The 18289-nt window shown below is 61.1% G+C and carries 17 protein-coding genes; 11 read left to right on the top strand and 6 right to left on the bottom strand.

The features are described from left to right. Positions 1-20: 20 nt before the first annotated feature. Together U5A08_RS16345 and dapF are read left to right on the top strand one after the other, a co-directional pair. Positions 21-1607: a L,D-transpeptidase family protein gene (locus U5A08_RS16345; protein WP_321847448.1), complete on the top strand. Its 1587-nt coding sequence runs from the start codon at positions 21-23 to the stop codon at positions 1605-1607. Between the two features lie 25 nt (positions 1608-1632). Further along, positions 1633-2436, top strand: a complete 804-nt coding sequence (gene dapF / locus U5A08_RS16340) for a diaminopimelate epimerase (RefSeq protein ID WP_321847447.1) — start codon at positions 1633-1635, stop codon at positions 2434-2436. Between the two features lie 138 nt (positions 2437-2574). Here the strand turns inward: dapF and U5A08_RS16335 are convergent, their stop codons facing one another. Beyond that, the gene (locus tag U5A08_RS16335) at positions 2575-3069 is read right to left on the bottom strand and encodes a DUF1543 domain-containing protein (protein ID WP_253396397.1); all 495 of its coding nucleotides are present in this window, start codon (positions 3067-3069) and stop codon (positions 2575-2577) included. A 106-nt stretch (positions 3070-3175) separates the two neighbouring features. On the opposite strand from U5A08_RS16335, the gene U5A08_RS16330 reads away from it, so the two are divergent. Then, positions 3176-3997 carry an aldo/keto reductase gene (locus U5A08_RS16330; protein ID WP_321847444.1) on the top strand — a complete coding sequence of 274 codons (822 nt, stop codon included), beginning with the start codon at positions 3176-3178 and terminating at the stop codon, positions 3995-3997. 44 nt (positions 3998-4041) lie between these two features. Here the strand turns inward: U5A08_RS16330 and U5A08_RS16325 are convergent, their stop codons facing one another. Together U5A08_RS16325 and U5A08_RS16320 are read right to left on the bottom strand one after the other, a co-directional pair. After that, on the bottom strand, positions 4042-4371 hold the full coding sequence (locus U5A08_RS16325) for a DUF6388 family protein (protein WP_253396393.1): 330 nt from the start codon (positions 4369-4371) through the stop codon (positions 4042-4044). A gap of 21 nt (positions 4372-4392) precedes the next feature. Beyond that, positions 4393-4659: a hypothetical protein gene (locus U5A08_RS16320; RefSeq protein WP_247403933.1), complete on the bottom strand. Its 267-nt coding sequence runs from the start codon at positions 4657-4659 to the stop codon at positions 4393-4395. Positions 4660-4881: 222 nt separating this feature from the next. Here U5A08_RS16320 and U5A08_RS16315 point away from each other — a divergent pair, with 222 nt between their 5' ends. Further along, a complete protein-coding gene (locus U5A08_RS16315) occupies positions 4882-5013 on the top strand; it encodes a hypothetical protein (RefSeq protein ID WP_301295014.1) in 132 nt (43 codons plus the stop codon). Here U5A08_RS16315 and U5A08_RS16310 read toward each other — a convergent pair. Genes U5A08_RS16310 through U5A08_RS16300 form a run of 3 tightly spaced genes read right to left on the bottom strand, consistent with a single transcriptional unit; the run spans position 5010 to position 8304 of the window. Beyond that, a complete protein-coding gene (locus U5A08_RS16310) occupies positions 5010-5864 on the bottom strand; it encodes a metal-dependent hydrolase (RefSeq protein WP_321847437.1) in 855 nt (284 codons plus the stop codon). The genes U5A08_RS16315 and U5A08_RS16310 overlap by 4 nt on opposite strands. A gap of 14 nt (positions 5865-5878) precedes the next feature. Then, positions 5879-6769 (bottom strand): SDR family NAD(P)-dependent oxidoreductase, encoded by an 891-nt coding sequence (locus U5A08_RS16305; RefSeq protein ID WP_321847436.1) that lies wholly within the window; start codon positions 6767-6769, stop codon positions 5879-5881. Then, positions 6766-8304 (bottom strand): flavin-containing monooxygenase, encoded by a 1539-nt coding sequence (locus U5A08_RS16300; protein WP_253396387.1) that lies wholly within the window; start codon positions 8302-8304, stop codon positions 6766-6768. Before U5A08_RS16300 ends, U5A08_RS16305 begins: the two co-directional genes overlap by 4 nt. A gap of 266 nt (positions 8305-8570) precedes the next feature. On the opposite strand from U5A08_RS16300, the gene U5A08_RS16295 reads away from it, so the two are divergent. The 7 genes from U5A08_RS16295 to U5A08_RS16265 all read left to right on the top strand — a co-directional run bounded on the left by U5A08_RS16295 (position 8571) and on the right by U5A08_RS16265 (position 18286). Next, complete coding sequence (locus U5A08_RS16295) at positions 8571-9569, top strand: alpha/beta fold hydrolase (protein ID WP_321847435.1); 999 nt, start codon at positions 8571-8573, stop codon at positions 9567-9569. A 294-nt stretch (positions 9570-9863) separates the two neighbouring features. Further along, positions 9864-11144, top strand: a complete 1281-nt coding sequence (locus U5A08_RS16290; protein WP_321847434.1) for an alkane 1-monooxygenase — start codon at positions 9864-9866, stop codon at positions 11142-11144. Positions 11145-11279: 135 nt separating this feature from the next. Next, positions 11280-11774 carry an alkane oxidation protein activator PraA gene (praA, locus tag U5A08_RS16285; protein ID WP_321847433.1) on the top strand — a complete coding sequence of 165 codons (495 nt, stop codon included), beginning with the start codon at positions 11280-11282 and terminating at the stop codon, positions 11772-11774. A gap of 134 nt (positions 11775-11908) precedes the next feature. Next, the gene (gene praB / locus U5A08_RS16280) at positions 11909-12436 is read left to right on the top strand and encodes an alkane oxidation protein activator PraB (RefSeq protein ID WP_253396379.1); all 528 of its coding nucleotides are present in this window, start codon (positions 11909-11911) and stop codon (positions 12434-12436) included. Between the two features lie 204 nt (positions 12437-12640). Then, positions 12641-14059: an outer membrane protein transport protein gene (locus U5A08_RS16275; RefSeq protein ID WP_253396377.1), complete on the top strand. Its 1419-nt coding sequence runs from the start codon at positions 12641-12643 to the stop codon at positions 14057-14059. Between the two features lie 286 nt (positions 14060-14345). Beyond that, positions 14346-16871 (top strand): acyl-CoA dehydrogenase, encoded by a 2526-nt coding sequence (locus U5A08_RS16270; protein ID WP_321847429.1) that lies wholly within the window; start codon positions 14346-14348, stop codon positions 16869-16871. 71 nt (positions 16872-16942) lie between these two features. After that, entirely contained in the window at positions 16943-18286 is a 1344-nt protein-coding gene (locus tag U5A08_RS16265; RefSeq protein WP_253396374.1) for a 3-oxoacyl-ACP reductase, read from the top strand. Positions 18287-18289 lie beyond the last annotated feature (3 nt).

Below are 18289 nucleotides of genomic sequence, written 5' to 3'. Positions count from 1 at the left end.
TGTGGATTGGAGCAAAGCTATTGTTCAAAAAACACGCATGTTACTTGAGCATTTGCTTGCTCGTTGCACCGCTGGTCGCAACAGCCGACGAAGTGCTGATGGACGCGTTGCCGGTGATTCCGGCGAGCCCGGTGCAACAGGCCCTCGCGCAGTTGCCCAGCGTCTGCCCCAGCCTTGCCCCGCGCATCGACGCGGCGACATTGGCGCGCCTGCAGGCGTTCTATCAGCAGCAGGGTGATGTGCCGCTGTGGGCTGCCGCCGAACGCCGCCAGGCACTGCAAACGCAGTTGCTGATGCTGGCCGACGACGGCCTGGACCCCACCCACTATAGCCTGCCCTCGGCGGATGCCGCGGCCAATGTGCTGTGCAGCGATATCGGCACCAGCGAGCAGTACCTGCACGCCCTGCAGGATTTGCATTATGGGCGCCTGCAGCAATCGCGCTTCGAACCGCTGTGGCATTCCCAGCCGCCCACCCGCGACCCGGATACCGAGGTGTTGGCCTTCGCCAGCACGGGCTTGCACGACATGGCGCAAGCCTTCGACCAGGCCCGCCCCGCTGCGGATTTATACCGCAGCCTGCGTAACGTCTACTCCACGCTGCGCCAGCAGCCGTTGCCCCATTGGGATGCGGTCGCCAGTGGGCCGCTGTTGCGCCCCGGCATGGAAGACCCGCGCGTGCCGGAACTGGCGCGGCGCCTCTACCGTGGCGGCTACCTCGCCAGCGAACCCAAGGGCAACGGCAAGCAGTACCGAGACGAACTGGTGCAGGCGGTCAAGACCTTCCAGGTCAGCCACTCGCTGCAATCCGACGGCGTGATCGGCGCCGGCACCGTGGCCGAACTGAATATCAGTCCGTTGATGCGCCGCGAACAGTTGCGTATCAACCTGGAGCGCTTCCGCTGGCTGAGCCAGGACCTGGAGCCCGAAGGCGTGCTGGTCAACGTCGCCGCCGCGCAACTGAGCGTCTATCAGAGTGGCATCCCGGTGTGGCAAACCCGCCTGCAGGTCGGCCGCGCCGAACGCCAGACACCGCTGCTCAAGTCGCGCATCACCCGGTTGACCCTCAACCCGACCTGGACCATCCCGCCCACCATCATGCGCGAGGACAAGCTCCCGGCCATCCGCCTCAACCCCGAATACCTGCGCCAGCAAAACCTGCAAGTGCTCGACCCCGAGGGCCGCCCGCTGGCCCCCGAACACATCGACTGGGCCCGCCCCGGCAACATCCTGCTGCGCCAGGAAGCCGGTCCGCGCAACCCGCTGGGCAAGATCGTCATGCGTTTCCCCAACCCGTACTCGGTGTACCTGCACGACACCCCCAGCCAACCGCTGTTCACCAAAGGCCCGCGCGCGTTCAGCTCGGGTTGCGTGCGGGTTGAACAACCCTTGCTGCTGCGCGACCTGCTGGTGACCCCGGCAGAACGCACTCGCACCGATGAATTGCTGGCCACCGGCGTGACCCATGAATTCCGCCTGGCCACGCCGGTGCCGGTGTTGCTCGGGTACTGGACCGTGGAAGTGGATCGCCAGGGTGGGTTGGTGTATGCGCCGGATATTTATGGGCGCGACCTGGTGTTGATGAAGGCGATGGGGAGCGTGCTCTGATTTGTCACAGTCCACAGCACACCCCATGACGCTGCCTTTCGTGAAGATGCACGCCCATGGCGACGATTTCATCATCATCGATCGCCGTGGTCTGGATGATCCGATCACCGCGCAGCTCGCTCGTCGCCTCGGTCATCGTCACACCGGCATCGGCTTCAACCAGTTGGCGGTGGTGCTCGACTGTGCAGACGCCGCCGCGCGGATCAAATTCTGGAACCCCGATGGCACGCCGTTGCAAACGTGCGGTAGCGCCACGCGCGGCGTGGCCGACCGGCTGATGCACGAAGCCGGCACCGATTCCATCGTGCTGCGTACTGACCGAGGTTTACTGACGTGTGTGCGTGCGTCGGGGCGGCGGGTGTCGGTGAATATGGGCGCGCCATCGCTGGGCTGGGAAACAGTGCCGCTGGCCGAGTCGATGGACACCCTGTGGTTGCCACTCGAAGGTAACCCCGCGGCGTGCAGCATGGGCAACCCCCATTGCACCTTCTTTGTCGCGGACCTGGCCGCCGTCGACGTGGAAACCCTGGGTCCGGCACTGGAAGTTCACGCGCTGTTTCCCGCCAGGACCAATGTGCATTTTGTCCAGGTTGTTGATCGCGGGCATATTCGCCTGCGTATCTGGGAGCGCGGGGGCGGGGTGCCGCTAGGGTCCGGCTCGTGCTGCTGTGGCGCCGTGGTGAACGGAATTCGACGCGGCCTGCTTGACGATAGCGTTGAGGTGCAATGTGACGGCGGCACGGTCACCGTGCAGTGGGACGGGCAGGGCGGCGTGGTGCTGACCGGGAGCGTGGAACCGATCATGCACGGCATCGCCATGCGTCTATAGGATAAAGTTGCGCCTTGCGATGAATCTTCAGGTAACCCATATGAGCCCAGCCCAGGCCGTCGCGATCATTCTGAACAACATCACTGCACTTGAGAGCAGGCTCCCCCTCTCATGAAATGAGCTATCCGGCCATGGCGCTCACGCCAGCACCCTGTAGTCGTTCTGCTGGATCACCGGCTGGTGCTGGCCTTGGACCAGGTGAAGGTAACGGCCGTCCACCAGGTCGATGGGCAGGCAGTCGTCGATGTCCAGCACACCGTCGGTGTGGGCCTGTGACCAGTGGCGCAGCAACTGTTGCTTGCCTTTGCACGTCGCTTCCTTCTTGTCGCGGGCAACCACCAACAGGTAGTGATGCGCCTCGCCAAAGCGGTTGGCCTCGTAGCCGCCCAGGTTGATGAAGTACAGGTGGTGCGCGCCGGCCTGGGGCGCCAAATGGCTGAGCTCGACTTTCCAGCCGTCGACGCCATCGACCGCCATCCACGAATCGATATGCATACCCTTGGGGCTGCCAAACCAGGCGTCGCGTAACTGTGGGTAGGTGGCGTCCAGCGTATCCGCCACGGCGAATACCACGTCATGGACTTCGATCCTGGCCCGTGGGTGCTTACCCCCGAGCATTACGACAAACAGCATTGCAGGCCCTTCCCGGCGATTTGGCAAAAGGCAACCATACTTCGATTGAACCCTTTTGTCCGGTGAATGCCACACTGTTAACCCGCGAACACATCAGGAGGTTGTCATGCGAACCATTGATCTGGCCGGTGTTCCGGTCCCTGTCATCGGCCAGGGCACCTGGCGCATGGGCGAAGACCCGGACCGGCGCCGCGCCGAAGTCGCGGCGCTGCAGTGCGGCATCGAGGAGGGCATGAGCCTGATCGATACCGCGGAAATGTACGGCGAAGGCGGCGCCGAAAGCGTGGTTGGCGAGGCCATTCGCGGCAAGCGCGAGCAGGTGTTCCTGGTGAGCAAGGTCTACCCCCATAACGCCAGTCGCACGGGCGTACCGCGTGCGTGCGACGCCAGCCTGCAACGGCTGGGCACCGAATACATCGACCTGTACCTGCTGCACTGGCGCGGTCAGTACCCACTGGAAGAGACCGTCGAAGCGTTCGAGCGTTTGCGCGAAGCCGGTAAAATCGGCCGCTGGGGCGTTTCCAACTTTGATGTGGCAGACCTGCAGGAACTCGCTTCACCGGCCTGCGCGACCAACCAGGTGCTCTACAACATTCAAGAGCGCGGCATTGAATTCGACCTGCTGCCGTGGTGGCAACAACATCACTTGCCGTTGATGGCTTACTGTCCGATCGCGCAAGGTGGCGAGTTGCTGTCCAGCCCCACCCTCAAGCAGATCGCCCATCGGCATCAGGCAACGCCCGCGCAGGTCGCGCTGGCCTGGGTGGTGCGTCAGGACGGGGTGATCGCCATCCCCAAGGCCGTTACGCCGGAGCATGTGCGGCTTAACGCTGCGGCCGCTCAACTGGTGCTGGACGAGCACGACCTCGATGCCATCGACCGGGTGTTCGGGGCGCCCAAGCGCAAGCATCCGCTGGCGATGGTGTGACGCGATAAAACCCGCGTGGCACTGCGGGTTCATGGCATGCGGTGTCAGCCGCTCACACCATGCAACTCGCAGTATTCGTCCCAGCTCATCCCCGCCATCTGCGCCACTTCCCTATGCACTTCGAGGCGTTGCGCTTCGAATGCCTGGGCGGATTCGGCCGTCAGCTTGAGGGTCAGCTCCCAGGCAAACAGCCCCAGGCGCTCGGCTTCGGCTTCGAACGCTTCATGCAGGCGTTCGGCGCGGTATTGCGCCAGGGTTTCGCCTTTGGCCTGGGCGGCCAGTGGGTTCAGGGTGTCCAGTTGGGTGAGTACATCCGGGTGCTCATGCAGGAATCTGTCCAGCGCGAGTTGATGGGTATCGCCGGGTTGGGACAAAGGTTTACTCCTAGAAAAATGTCAGGCACCCGTGCCGGTGTCCTGGCGAGCCTGTTTACGCCGGGCGCGTTTGTGCAGGCGGCGGTTTATCCTGGTTCGTATGGGGTCAAGAACGAAGAGTAACAGGTACGCCGTCAGCACCAGCGTCAGGTCCATCCAGGTTTCGCTGATGGGCCCTGAAAACACTTCCACGAGCGCCTTGATCAGATAGAGCAGCGCAACCCCACATAACCACAGTACGGCGTTAAACATCAGTGGGTGCATAGTATTCGACCACTTGTGTTGCATCTCAAGCCAACCTCCTTGCTGCCTGCGACTTCAGCCTGTTCCCTGGTTGGAGTATCAGGGAATCCTGAAAAAGCCGCCGATTTTACCTCTTGAAGCTGGCTTAGGGATTGGTTCTTGTCAGAAAGTTCCATTGCTCAATAGCGAACGCGTCAGTGAGCGTGCTGAGGCACCTGAAAACGCACGTGTGCGACCGCAACACTGGCCAAGGCGGCCAGACGCTCGGTGAAGCGCAGTTTGAACAGTGTTTGCGCCATCCTGAGCACCCACGGTGATCGGGCGACCGTGGTGCTGCAAGTGGCGCTGCGGGGCGATCAGTTGCCAGGTTTCGTGCGCAAGCGCGCCGCGTTGGCCTAAGCCTGGGCCTGGGCTGAGCGGTATTCGCGCTGGGTCTGCTCGATCTCTTCGACCAAGCCATCGATCCGCGCCAGGCGCGCACGGTTGTCGTGGTCCCACGGATGAAAGCCCGGTTTGAAGTAGTGCAGCCACGGCCGCAGCATCCGCGGGAACACGCCCTTGGGCCCATACAAAAACTTGAGCATGCGCCAGAACCCTTGCAGGTGCCCGCCGGCCTGGCGGTCGGCAATCAGCAGGCGCAGGTGGAAATCAAACACCACCAGCCAGAAGAGCAGCGTCGTAGTCAGCATCGTCCCGGTGCGCAGCAGGTAGCGCAGCGGGCCTGGCTTGATCACGCGGTTCCACACATCGAACGCCACCGCCTTGTGCTCGGTTTCTTCGAGGGCGTGCCAGTACCACATCTGCTGGTAGCCCTTGAGCGAATCGCCGAAGCGCGAGGGGTCGCTCAGCAGGATTTCCGCGAGCATCGCGGTGTAATGCTCAAGGGCGATGGTCACCGCCAGGTTGAACGACGGCGGCAGGTGTTTTTTCTGCAGGTCGAGGAAGAATTTCAGGCGTCGATCCAGGCGATGTGCCGGCAGGCCTGCGGCGTGCAGCAAGTCGTTGTAGGCCACGTGTTCGCGGCTGTGCATGGCCTCTTGGCCGATAAAACCCTGGATCTCTTGTGTCAGCGTCGGGTCATCGATGCGTTGGCGGTAGTGGCGCACGCTGTCCATGAAAAACAGTTCGCCCTGGGGAAACAGCAGCGACAGCGCATTGAAGAAATGCGTAATGAACGGGCCTTGTTCGTGCCAGTTCTTGATGCGTTCGGCGGGCAAGGCAAAACGGATATCGCGACGGATCGGCAGCATGGGCTTGCTCCTGTTCAGAGACGGGGTTCGTCGTTGGTTTCAAGCACCGGCGTGCGTTGCTTGGGGGCCATACGCTTGCTGGCGAACACCACCAGCGCTTGATAGGCCGCCGGCAGGCAGCGGGCGAGCAGGTCGAGGAAATACGCATCGCGGCCGATGAGTACGCGCCGTTTATTCTTGCGCACGCCCTGCAGGATCACCTTGGCGGCCTGGTCGGCGTCGGTGATGAACAGCTTTTCGAAATCGGCGCGGGCCTGCTGTTCGCTGTGGATCAGAAAGCCGGTCATGTTGGCGTCGATGCGGCTGCTGCGGCAGATATCGGTGCGGATGCCGCCGGGGTGGACGCAACTGGCCGAGACGCCGCAATGTTGCAGGTCCAATTCCTGGCGAAGGGCTTCGGTAAAACCGCGCACCGCGAATTTGCTGGCGTTGTAGCCGCTCATGCCGGGCTGGGCAAACAGCCCGAACACGCTGGAAGTGTTGATCACATGGCCGTCGCCGCTGGCTTTGAGATACGGCATGAAGGCCTTGGTCCCATGCACCACGCCCCAGAAGTTGATGCCGATGATCCATTCCAGATCGCTGTAGTCCACGCCTTCGACGGTGCTCGACAGTGCCACCCCGGCGTTGTTGAAGATCAGGTTGACCTGGCCGTGATCGGCGACGCAGCGCGCGGCCCAGGCCTCCATGGCTTGGCGGTCGGACACATCCAGCACCTGGGTGGTCACGAGCACCGGTGACAGCGTCGACGTCTTGATCAACGCCAAGGTCTGCTCCAGGCCTTGGCTGTTCTTGTCCGCCAGCGCCAGGTGGCAACCTTCGCGCGCCAGGGCCAGGGCCAACGCACGGCCCATGCCGGATGCCGCGCCAGTGATCGCCGCCACGCGGCCGTTGAATGACTTCATGACAGGCTCCCTTCTGCGGTGGAGTGTGGCGCAGCCGTTGCGCGGGGAGCCGCGTCAATCGGCGCCATGCCGGCGACATAATCCTTGAGCGCAAAATGCCGGGTGATTTGTTTGAAGCGCCAGGTCGAGCCCGGCCACAGGGTGGTGTTCTTGCCGGTGCGGGGGTCGAGGTACCAGCTTCGGCAACCGCCGGTGTTCCAGATGGTGCGCGTGAGTTTGTCCTGCAGTTGGCGGTTGTAGGCCTGTTCCACCGAGGGTTTGACGTCTACCGTGGCGATGCGGTGGCGCTGCATCTGTTGCAGCGCATCGAGGATGTAAGCGACCTGGGCTTCGATCATCAGGATCATCGAGTTGTGCCCCAGGCCGGTGTTGGGGCCGATGATCAGGAACAGGTTCGGGTAGCCGGGCACCGTGGCGCCTTTGTAGGCGTGGGCGCCGTCGTGCCAGGCGTCCATCAGGTCGACACCGTGACGCCCGATGATGCAGTCGCGGGGCAGCGGGTCGGTGGCCTGGAAGCCGGTGCCGAAGATCAGGCAATCGGCCGGGTGCTTGACGCCGTCGGCGGTGATCACGCCATCGGCTTCGATGCGCAGCACGCTGTCGGTCACCACCTGCACATTGCTGCGCGACAACGCCGGGTAATAGTCGTTGGAGATCAGCACGCGCTTGCAGCCGAGGGTGTAGTCCGGCGTCAGCGCCTTGCGCAGGGAAGGGCGGGTGACGTGTTTGTGCAAATGCCGCAGGGCGATTTTCTGCACCATCCGCATCAGCCGTGGGTGCCGGGCAAAGCCCACCACGCGGCCTTCCAGCGCCCAATACAAGGCGCCGCGCACCAGCCGTTGGGTGAAGGGCAGGTGCTTGAACGCCCAGCGCTCAACCCGCGAAATCGGCCGGTCGGGCTTGGGCATGATCCACGGCGGGGTGCGCTGAAACAGGTCGAGATGCGCCACCTGCGGCGCGATCTGCGGCACGAACTGAATGGCGCTGGCGCCAGTGCCGATCACCGCCACACGCTTGCCCTTCAGGGCATAGGCGTGGTCCCACTGCTGGGAGTGAAAGCGCTGGCCCTTGAAGCTGTCCAGCCCCGGGATATCCGGCAGCGCCGGGCGCGACAAGCCGCCCATGCCCGACACCAGCACCCGCGCACTGACCTGGCGCCCATTGCTGAAGCTCAGTTGCCAGCGTTGTTGCTGCTCATCGAACACCGCCCGTTGCAGGCCCATGCCGAAGCGCAGATACGGCGCCAGCGCGAAACGTCGAGCGCATTGCTCCAGATAGGCGCGGATCTCCGCTTGCGGGGCGAATTGGCGTGTCCAGTCCGGGTTGGGCGCAAACGAAAACGAATAGACATGGGACTGCACATCGCAGGCGCACCCTGGGTAGTGATTGTCGCGCCAGGTGCCGCCGAGTGTCTCGGCCTGCTCGGCGATAAAGAAGTCAGTAAACCCGGCTTGCTTGAGCTTGATCGCCATGCACAGGCCGGCAAAGCCTGAACCGATGATGGCGATGTCGATGGAATCGCTGTGGGCATTCATAGGCTGTCCTGCATGGGCATCGGATGTGCTCCTGTTTTTGTTTTGTCTTTTAGATAGAACACCATTGCAAAGAAAAATTGAATTACTTTTTTTAAAAAATATTTTAAATAATCTACCTGAAAATATCGCCTACGCTAGTCCCTGGCTCCTCATGTGCGACGTGTCCGACGGTATGCACGAAGTTTAGGTCCAGGGTGTGGACGATGGCTGAGGCCTTGATCAATTCCGGTCGGGCGGTCGGCAGCAGGGAAGCAGAGGACCGAGCTATGGCTGTTGAATGGGTTATTGCTGCGGGTGTGCTGGTCGCAGCGAGCGTTGTGTTAGGGGGCTTCAGTGCCTGGATGACACGGCGCATTGAAGCGGCCGTTCCAGGCAATGGGCGCTTCGTCGAGGTCGATGGCGAGCGCTTTCATTATTACGACGAGGGCAAGGGCCCGGCGCTGGTGATGATTCACGGGCTGATGGGCAGCAGTCGCAACCTGACCTACGCCTTGTCCGGCCAGTTACGCCAGCATTTTCGCGTCATCAGCGTCGACCGACCGGGGTCGGGCTATTCCACCCGGCATCCGGGTACGGCGGCGGACCTGCCGGCCCAGGCCCGGCAAATCGCTGCCTTTATTCAGACGCTGGGCCTGGAAAAACCGCTGGTGCTGGGGCATTCCCTCGGCGGTGCGATTGCCCTGGCACTGGCGCTTGACCATCCCCACGCGGTCTCGGGGTTGATCCTGGTGGCACCGTTGACCCATCCCCAGCGCCTATTGCCGCTGGTGTTCCTGTCATTGGCGGTGCGCCCGGCAGGGTTGCGTCGCTGGCTGTCGCATACCCTGACCCTGCCTATCGGCCTGCTGACCAAAGGTTCGGTGGTCAAAGGCGTGTTCGCCCCCGATCCCGCTCCAGCGGACTTCGCCACCCGCGGCGGTGGGCTGCTCGGCATGCGCCCGGCCAACTTCTACGCGGCCTCCACCGAGATCAACCAGGTCAACGATTACCTGCCGGGCATGGTCAAGCGCTACCCGCAACTGACCCTGCCCATTGGCCTGATCTACGGCGCAAAGGACCAGGTGCTGGACTTTCAAAAGCACGGCCAGGCCCTGGCGAGCCGGGTGCCCGGCGTCAAGCTGCAGTTGGTGGAAGGGCGCGGCCATATGCTGCCGATCACCGCCACGGAGCGCGTGGTGGCGGTGGTGGAACAGGTGGCTAAACGTGCCCGGCCGGTGCAAAACGCCACGGTGTTGCATCCTCCGTTCGCCCTGGCGAGCAAATAGTTGTGCCCTCCGACCTGTGGTTGAACAGCGTCAATGCTTGTCCTAGACACCTGACCCTGTGGCGGGAAAAGAGACTGCTCGGTCACGTCAATAAGGGCTTGAAAAACTAGTTGACGACCTAATGATTCCGCGTTATTTATTTAAAAAAATATTTCAATGTTTATTTTGAAATGATTTTTGAAATGCCTAAGAGCGAATAACAATGAAAAAAACGTCTTTTATCGCATGGTTGATTTCCCGGAGCCTTTCGCGCTCCTCGAACCTGTTTTGCACCTGCCTCGTCCGGAGGTTGCCATGAGTCAGACCCTGGCAACTCCGCAGGTCTGGGTCGACGGCAAACGCCACCTGTGGTGGCTCGGCATCCTGCCCCTGGCAACGCCTTTACTCGCCGGCACACTGGCAATCACCAGCGGCGTGCAACAACTGTGGTGGGTTGGCGTATTGGTGATCTTCGGCCTCATCCCGCTGATCGATGGCCTGTTGGGCGAAGACGTGAGTAACCCGCCCGAGTCCGCCGTCGGCCACCTCGAATCGCAACGCTACTACCGCTGGATCATCTACACCGGCGTGCTGTTCGTCATTGCTTCGGTGGTGATCACCGGCTGGCTGGCGGCCGGCGGTATCGACTGGATCATCCACGGCGGTTTGCTCCAGGCCAGCGCCGCACTGGAGCCTTCGAGCGGGCTGGCAAAAACGGCCGCCTATATCACCTCGCGCACCCAGCTTCACGGTGAGGTCAGTGCGTTCACGTACCTGGGCATGGCCATGTCCACGGGCGCCGCGACCGGCATCGCGATCAACACTGCCCACGAGCTGGGGCACAAGCCCAAGCCGCTGGAAGTGTTCCTGGCCAAAGTCACCCTGGCGCCGACGTTCTATGGGCACTTCTACACCGAACATAACCGCGGCCATCATGTCCGTGTCGCCACCCCGGAAGATCCGGCCAGTTCGCGCCTTGGCGAGAGTTTCTGGGCCTTCCTGCCGCGTTCGGTGTGGGGCAGCACACGTTCGGCGTGGAACCTGGAGCGCGAACGCCTGCGCAAACTCGGCTTGCCGGCCTGGCACTGGAAAAACGCGGTGCTCAGCGCCTGGCTGTACAGCGTGGTGTTGTGGGGCGCGATGATTGTCTGGTTGGGGGCGGCGGTGATTCCGTTCCTGATCATCCAGGGCATCTACGGCTTCTCGCTGCTGGAAGTGGTGAACTACGTCGAACACTACGGCCTTAAACGCCAGAAGTTGCCCAATGGGCGTTATGAGCGTTGCTCACCGCGGCACTCGTGGAACAGTAATCGAATTGTCACCAATATCTTTCTGTTCCAGTTGCAACGGCATTCCGATCACCACGCCAACCCGACGCGCAGTTATCAATCGTTGCGTCACTTCGATGAATCGCCGCAACTTCCCTACGGTTATGCGAGCATGATTGTCTGGGCTTATGTACCGTACTTGTGGCGACGACGGATGGATCATCGAGTGCTCAGGCATTATGCCGGGGATATCACCCTGACCAATCTTCAACCGTCCAAGCGTTTGCACTATCTGACACAATACGGCGGCCATACTAAGACGTTTTGAGATGAACTGAGAAAGTTACCTAGCGTGCTCGGGATCTTTGTGTCGCGCGGTTTTTTATCGCCCGTCGTTTGTTGATTTCATTGCAAGAAAGTTGTTTGACCCCACAACAATAAAAGCAAGGGAAGGACGTCCACCATGCAAGCACCTGCCAAGTTCACCGCCCATATTCTATTGGCGGCATTGGGTCTGATTGTCTATCAACAGGCCCAGGCTGCCCGTATTGAACCTGCCGGCAGTGCGTTTACTGCGCAAGGCCCTATCAGTTTTTCCAAAGGCAAACTGATCAGTGCCGACTGCACCATCAAGGTGGCGGGCAAGGTCGCCGCCGATGGTTCCTCGGTCAATGTCGACAAGGTCGAATTCGACGGCGGCCTCAAGTGCAGCCGGGTCGAAGCCATCAACCTGCCGTGGATATTAGTGGCCAAAGACACCCAAAGCGGCTCGATGTCGAAGATCAGCGTGGACGTCCACGCCTTTGGCCTGGGCGGCAAGTGCGGCCCGTCCACGGCCGACGGCACCTGGGATAACGCCACCGGCAAGTTGGAAGCCGCCAATGTGCCGATTGGCGAAGACTGCAAGATCAAGACGGTGTCGATCAAGATGCCGGCCAACTTCAAAGTTGTCGAATAACTACATCCGATAGTTGCAGCGGTAATTGAATTGAAATTTGGCTGGAAAGGGAAGTTCTGCAGTTTCTCCGTGACCTCTCGTTCATGGCCATTACCCCTGGCGAAATGATTCGCCATAACATGTGAGGAAAAATAATGAAAAGTTTGAAAACCCTCGTATCGTTGTCCGCTTTGACCGTGTGCATGGGTGCTGCTTCGATGGCGAATGCTGTTAGTCTGAGCCCACTCAACACAGGGTTCACTGCTACAGGCACCATTGTCACGAAGTCTCCATCTTCGTTCCAAATTCCGATTACCTGTAACGTGACTTTTACTGGGTCTGTCAACAGTGCTGGCCTCGGCATCATTACCAGTGCAGTAGTAAGCGGATCTAGCGACGTGTGTAACTATCCACAGACAACTCCTTACTTGCCTTGGACGTTGACCGCCACAAGTCTGTCGGGCGCCGCTGCGCTTGGCACCGTCGCTGGTGTTGGCTTCAATATTAATCATGCCCCTCTGCCTGTAACTACCTGTGGTCCGTCGCCTATTTCGGTCGGTTACAGCAATACCACGCACGTCCTGACTGCGTCCGGTCAGGCTGTGGCACCAAATTGCACAGTGCAAACCTTGAACGTGACCGTTACCTCGGCCACATCCACACCCATCACCGTTGTTCCTTGATTCTGGTTTGAGAACTAAGGGCTGATCACCCGTTAAAAGGCAGGCGTCTTTAATAGGGCGCCTGCTGTTGGTTTTTTTGAATCTGTTTTTTCTTTAAAGAACGCTGTTGGGTCGCGTAGTTACTTGATTCGAGAATAACTGGAAAGGCCTGCGGAACAAGGCATACCCGGTAATACCGGCGCTTAAAATAATCAGGAGTGGTAAATGAAAAATAAAAAACAACACGCTCGCACATTATTAGGGCTGGCTATAGTGAGCGGACTGGTAGCCGCGAGTTCAGCACAGGCCGGTGGCTTCGCCACGCCAACTTTCGGGGCAGAGGGGTGGGGTCGCGCATTTGGTGGTGGTTCAATGTTTAAAGATGACCCGTCATCGGCGTACAACAACCCTGCTGCCATGGCGTTCATCGATCACAATGTCGCGCAATTCAACATCGATTACGCGCGTATCAATATCAAATACAAGGGAACGGCCAAGGATTATGCTGGCAATGATCCGGCCAAAGTCACTCTTGATCCAGTTAACGGCACTTTCGACTCCGTCCCGCGTACCGGTGACGGTGGCCAAGGCGGTTTCACTGCCTGGTTACCTACTGGTTTTATGGTTATGCCGCTGGGTGACCGTTTCGCCTTCGGTCTAAGCCAGGTCGTGCCGATGGGCGCGCGTACCACTTGGGACGACGATTGGATCGGACGCGACTTTGCTGTGGATACCCGAATCGAAACGGTGGGGGTGACCGGTTCCTTGTCATTCAAGGTCAATGATGAGTTCTCTGTCGGTGGCGGCGCCATTGTTCAGCACACCAAGGGTTTTGTGAGCCAGAACATCGACCTGTTTGCCGCTGCAGCCCTTTCGCCAGCGATAGGCGCTGCGTTTCCTTCCGGTGCGGGATACTCGCTGATACGAGTGAAGGTCGACAATACCTCGGTGGGCTGGTTCGCAGGCTTGGCTTGGAAGCCCACTCTGCAAGACACCATTGGCCTGAACTATCATGCAAAAATTAAAAACAAACTAGAGGGTAAGTACAGCATTTATGCTGATCCATTTTCCAAGGGACTGATCGACTCTGGTCTTCCTTCTCAAGCCTACCCGGGGCTTACGCTTAACTCGAATGGCGCCAATGCCACCACTCAACTGGATGTTCCCGCCAACGCGTCCGTTGACTGGGTGCACCAGTTCACCGACCGATTCACCCTCGGCGCCAGCGTCACCTGGACCCAGTGGTCATCGTTCAAAAACCTGACCTTGAAATCTGAAGGCTCCACCATTGTGGCCATTCCTTATAACTACAAGGATGCCTGGATGGTCTCCCTCGGTGGCGACTACAAACTCACCAACGACTTCACTCTGCGCGCCGGTGTGGCAACGGACCAGACGCCTACCCGGGACTCCACCCGCGACCCACGTATTCCAGACGGCGACCGGATTTTCACGTCCCTGGGCTTCGGCTACAAGATCCGGGCTATCCCAGGCCTGGGCATCGACGGTTCTTACTCCCACCAGTTTGTTGAGAAGGCCAAGCTGCAAACCCACAACCAGGATCGCCTGGGCGGTGCAACCTTGGACGGCAAGGCGGAGGCTTATGGGGACGTAGTCAGCCTGGGGGTCACCTACGAGTTTTGATCTACTGTCGCCACGCCACTGTCCGTGAGCAGTCAGCGCATCTTTCTGCCCGGCCTGGGGCTGGCATTGCATCGACGGGTCGCCCACGCGACCCGTTCCGATCCCTTCACCACTAATCAACCCGGCTGACTCTTTAGGCCGTTAATTTTTTTGTCAAATGACTAAATAAAAATTTTAAAACAAAATTTGAAATTGTCTTTTTAAGTTTGTAGTGTGGCTTTACGTCACAGGTCATTCCGATCTGTTTGGGCGTTGGCCGTCCCCTGAATCAAGTTGAGGTATCCCCATGGTGATCTGGTTATTGGTGGGTTTCGCAGCCGCGATTGCCCTGGCGTATCGACAAGCCGCCGCTATCCACTGGCTGGGCGCCGGCCTGGCCTGGCTGGCGGCCGGCTACCTGTTCAACGTGGTCGTCGTTTTCGGCACCACCGTCGTGGCGCTGCTGGTGGTGTTGCCAGCGTTGCTGATGACCATCAAACCGCTGCGCCGCAGCCTGCTGACCCGCCAGGCTCTGAGCCTGTTTCGTACCATCATGCCGGCAATGTCCGACACCGAGCGCGCGGCCATCGAGTCCGGCACTGTGTGGTGGGATGCCGAACTGTTCAGCGGCCGACCCGACTGGCAGCGCTTGCTGCAAGCCGCGCCGGCCAGCCTGAGTGCCGAGGAACAAGCGTTCCTCGACAACGAAGTCGAAACCCTGTGCGACATCGCCAACGACTGGGAAACCACCCAGGTCTGGCAAGACATGTCCCCCGCAGGCTGGCAATACACCAAGGACGCCGGTTTCCTCGGCATGATCATTCCCACGCAGTACGGCGGCAAAGGCTTCTCCCACTACGCGCATTCGCAAGTGGTGATGAAGCTGTCGACACGCTGTTCGGCGGCGGCGATTTCGGTGATGGTGCCCAACTCCCTGGGCCCGGCGGAACTGCTGCTGCATTACGGCACCGATGCCCAGCGTAATTACTACCTGCCGCGCCTGGCGCGTGGCGAAGACATCCCGTGTTTCGCGCTGACCAGCCCGTATGCCGGTTCCGACGCCGGGGCGATTCCAGACCTGGGCATCGTCTGCAAAGGCCTGCACGAAGGCGAGGAAGTGCTGGGTTTCAACGTGACCTGGGACAAGCGCTACATCACCCTTGGCCCGATTGCCACGGTGCTCGGCCTGGCGTTTCGCGCCGAAGACCCGGATGGCTTGCTCGGGCAGCCCGGTTCGCTGGGGATCACCTGTGCGCTGATCCCGACGTCCCATCCCGGCGTCAACAGCGGTCGCCGGCACTGGCCGCTCAACGCGGTGTTTCAGAACGGTCCTACCACCGGCAAGGATGTGTTCATTCCCCTGGACTGGGTGATCGGTGGCCGCGAACAAGTCGGCAACGGCTGGCGCATGTTGATGGAATGCCTGGCGGCCGGCCGGGCGATTTCCCTGCCATCGGCCAACGTCGGCCTGGGCAAGGTCGCGGTACGCGGCACCAGCGCCTATGCGGCGATGCGCAAACAGTTCGGCCTGCCCATCGGCAAGTTCGAGGGCGTGCAGGCGCCGTTGGCGCGCATGGCTGGGCATTTGTATGCCTGCGATGCGGTGCGCAAGGTGTCGGTGGCGTCCCTGGATGCGGGGGAAAAACCCTCGGTGATTTCGGCCATCGCCAAGTACCACGTCACCGAGCGCGCGCGGATGATCGTCAACGACGGCATGGATATCGTCGCGGGCAAGGGCATCTGCATGGGCCCGAATAACTTCCTGGCCCGTGCCTATCAGCAAAGCCCGATTGCGATCACGGTGGAGGGCGCGAACATCATGACGCGCTGCCTGATCATCTTTGGCCAGGGCCTGATTCGTTGCCATCCCTATGTGTTCCGCGAGATGGAGGCCGCGCGCAACCCCGACCGACGCAAGGCGCTGGAGGCGTTCGACAGTGCGATGTTCGGCCATGTGAGCTTTGTCCTCGCCAACACCACACGCGCAGCGGTGCATGCGTTGACCGGCGGGCGCTTGATTGGCGCCCCGGTGAAGACCGACCCGGCGTTGGCGTCCTACTATCGCCAGGCCAATCGGCTGTCGGTGGTGCTGGCATTGATCTCGGATGTTTCCATGGGCGTGCTCGGCGGTGCGCTCAAGCGCAAGGAAAGTATCACCGGGCGTCTGGGCGATATTCTGTCGCAGTTGTACATCCTGTCCTGCGTGCTCAAGCGCTTTGAAGATGACGGCCGGCCCCAGGCGGATTTGCCGCTGGTGCATTGGTCGGCCCAGGATGCGTTGCTGCGCGCCCATGAAGCCCTCGCCGAAACACTCGATAACTATCCGTCGAAAGCCGCGGCGGCGGTGGTGCGCGGCTTGAGTTTTCCGTTTGGCATGCCGTTGCGCAAACCCTCGGATCGGCTGCTGGCTCAGGTGGCGGATGTGGTGCAGACCCCCGGCGAAACCCGTGAGCGCTTGCTGGCCAATTCCTACATCCCACGTCCGGAAATCGACAAGCTGGCCTACGGCGAATTGGCTTTCCGCCTGTTGCCGCAGGTGGAGCTGATCGAAGCACGGCTCAAGCCCGCGATCAAACAGGGCTTGCTTGAACCGATGCCCATCGCCGCCACGGCCTTTGCCGCGTGGCGCGTCAAGGCGCGGGCGCTGGACTTGATCAGCAGCGACGAAGACGCTTTGCTCGCACGCTATGTGGAATATGCCGACCACGCCATCCAGGTCGACGACTTCGCGCAGGACTTCGGCCTGCTGGAGGCGTTGCAGCAACGCAAGCAAGCGTTGGAACCGTCCACCAAGCGTCGTACCAGCCAGGGCGAGAATGCTTCGGTCAATTGAGTGGCACTGAATGAACGCGCCCACATGGCTCGGGCGCTCATGCCGATACCGTATTGAGAGTGGATGTTTATATGAGTGACAGCTACCTTTCGTTCGTCAATTCCCCCTGGGGCCGACGCCTGGCCCAGGCCATCGGCCTGCCGCAACCGTTGCCGCTGCAACGCCATCGCAGTGGCCAGCAAGGCCTGGCCAACCCGGTGATCGTCGCCGGGGCAGGGCGCCTGACTGCGCAAGTGCAACAGATTTTCAGCGCCACCGACACGGTCGCCGCCACTGCGGCGACCCTCAAGGCGCCGTCCACGGTCAAGGTGCAGGGGGCGGTGTTCGATGCCTCCGGCGTAGTCGACCTGCAGCAGCTCGATGAGCTCTACGTATTTTTCCACGCCAACGCTAAGCGCCTCGCCCAGCATGGCCGCGTGGTGGTGCTCGGCACCGCCCCGGAACACTGCAAGGACTTGCCCCAGGCCATCGCCCAGCGTGCCCTCGAAGGCCTGGTGCGTTCGCTGGCCAAGGAACTGCGCCGGGCGATCACCGTGCAATTGATCTACGTCGCACCAGGGGCCGAAGACGCCTTGGACAGCAGCCTGCGTTTCTTTCTGTCGCGCCGTTCGGCCTATGTGTCGGGGCAGGTGGTGCGTCTGGAAAAGCCGGTGGACGGCCACGTCAGCGTCAACTGGGACAAACCCTTCGCCGGCCGCCGCGCACTGGTCACTGGCGCTTCCCGTGGTATCGGCTTGGCGATTGCCCAGGTGTTGGCGCGGGACGGCGCGCATGTCGTGTGCGTGGACGTGCCTCAGGCGCAGGACGCGCTGCAGCAGGCCGCCGCCAGTGTGGGTGGCTCGGCGCTGGCGCTGGACATCACCGCAGCGGATGCGGTGGCGCTGTTGCAGGCGCATGTCAGCCAATACGGCGCCTTCGACGTGGTGGTACATAACGCCGGGATCACCCGCGACAAGACCATCGCCAAGATGACCGAAGTGGCCTGGCGCAGTGTGTTGGCGGTCAACCTGGAAGCGCCGTTGCAACTGAGTAACGCGCTGCTGGAAGGCCAGGGCTTGAACCCCGGTGGGCGCATCGTCTGTGTGTCGTCGATTTCCGGCATCGCCGGCAACCTTGGGCAAAGCAACTACGCCACGTCCAAAGCCGGTGTCATCGGCCTGGTCCATGGCCTGGCACCGCTAGCGGCGGCGCAACAGGTTACGGTCAATGCGGTGGCGCCCGGTTTCATCGAAACCCAGATGACCGCAACGATCCCGCTGCTGATCCGCGAAGCGGGGCGGCGCATGAATTCGCTGTCCCAGGGCGGCCTGCCGACCGACGTGGCCGAGACCATCGCCTGGCTGGCTCACCCGGCGTCCGGCGGCGTCAACGGCCAAGTCGTGCGCGTGTGCGGCCAAAGCCTGCTGGGAGCCTGAACC

Source organism: Pseudomonas paraveronii (genome assembly GCF_963681955.1).
Lineage (GTDB): Bacteria > Pseudomonadota > Gammaproteobacteria > Pseudomonadales > Pseudomonadaceae > Aquipseudomonas > Aquipseudomonas paraveronii.
This window is presented reverse-complemented; position numbering and strand designations above follow the sequence as displayed.

Excerpts from the sequence above, each read along its gene's own strand:
- dapF (WP_321847447.1), top strand. The coding sequence starts at position 1,633 with ATGACGCTGCCTTTCGTGAAGATGCACGCCCATGGCGACGATTTCATC.
- U5A08_RS16335 (WP_253396397.1), bottom strand. The coding sequence starts at position 3,069 with ATGCTGTTTGTCGTAATGCTCGGGGGTAAGCACCCACGGGCCAGGATC.
- U5A08_RS16330 (WP_321847444.1), top strand. The coding sequence starts at position 3,176 with ATGCGAACCATTGATCTGGCCGGTGTTCCGGTCCCTGTCATCGGCCAG.
- U5A08_RS16320 (WP_247403933.1), bottom strand. The coding sequence starts at position 4,659 with ATGCAACACAAGTGGTCGAATACTATGCACCCACTGATGTTTAACGCC.
- U5A08_RS16310 (WP_321847437.1), bottom strand. The coding sequence starts at position 5,864 with ATGCTGCCGATCCGTCGCGATATCCGTTTTGCCTTGCCCGCCGAACGC.
- U5A08_RS16305 (WP_321847436.1), bottom strand. The coding sequence starts at position 6,769 with ATGAAGTCATTCAACGGCCGCGTGGCGGCGATCACTGGCGCGGCATCC.
- U5A08_RS16300 (WP_253396387.1), bottom strand. The coding sequence starts at position 8,304 with ATGAATGCCCACAGCGATTCCATCGACATCGCCATCATCGGTTCAGGC.
- U5A08_RS16295 (WP_321847435.1), top strand. The coding sequence starts at position 8,571 with ATGGCTGTTGAATGGGTTATTGCTGCGGGTGTGCTGGTCGCAGCGAGC.
- U5A08_RS16290 (WP_321847434.1), top strand. The coding sequence starts at position 9,864 with ATGAGTCAGACCCTGGCAACTCCGCAGGTCTGGGTCGACGGCAAACGC.
- praA (WP_321847433.1), top strand. The coding sequence starts at position 11,280 with ATGCAAGCACCTGCCAAGTTCACCGCCCATATTCTATTGGCGGCATTG.
- praB (WP_253396379.1), top strand. The coding sequence starts at position 11,909 with ATGAAAAGTTTGAAAACCCTCGTATCGTTGTCCGCTTTGACCGTGTGC.
- U5A08_RS16275 (WP_253396377.1), top strand. The coding sequence starts at position 12,641 with ATGAAAAATAAAAAACAACACGCTCGCACATTATTAGGGCTGGCTATA.
- U5A08_RS16270 (WP_321847429.1), top strand. The coding sequence starts at position 14,346 with ATGGTGATCTGGTTATTGGTGGGTTTCGCAGCCGCGATTGCCCTGGCG.
- U5A08_RS16265 (WP_253396374.1), top strand. The coding sequence starts at position 16,943 with ATGAGTGACAGCTACCTTTCGTTCGTCAATTCCCCCTGGGGCCGACGC.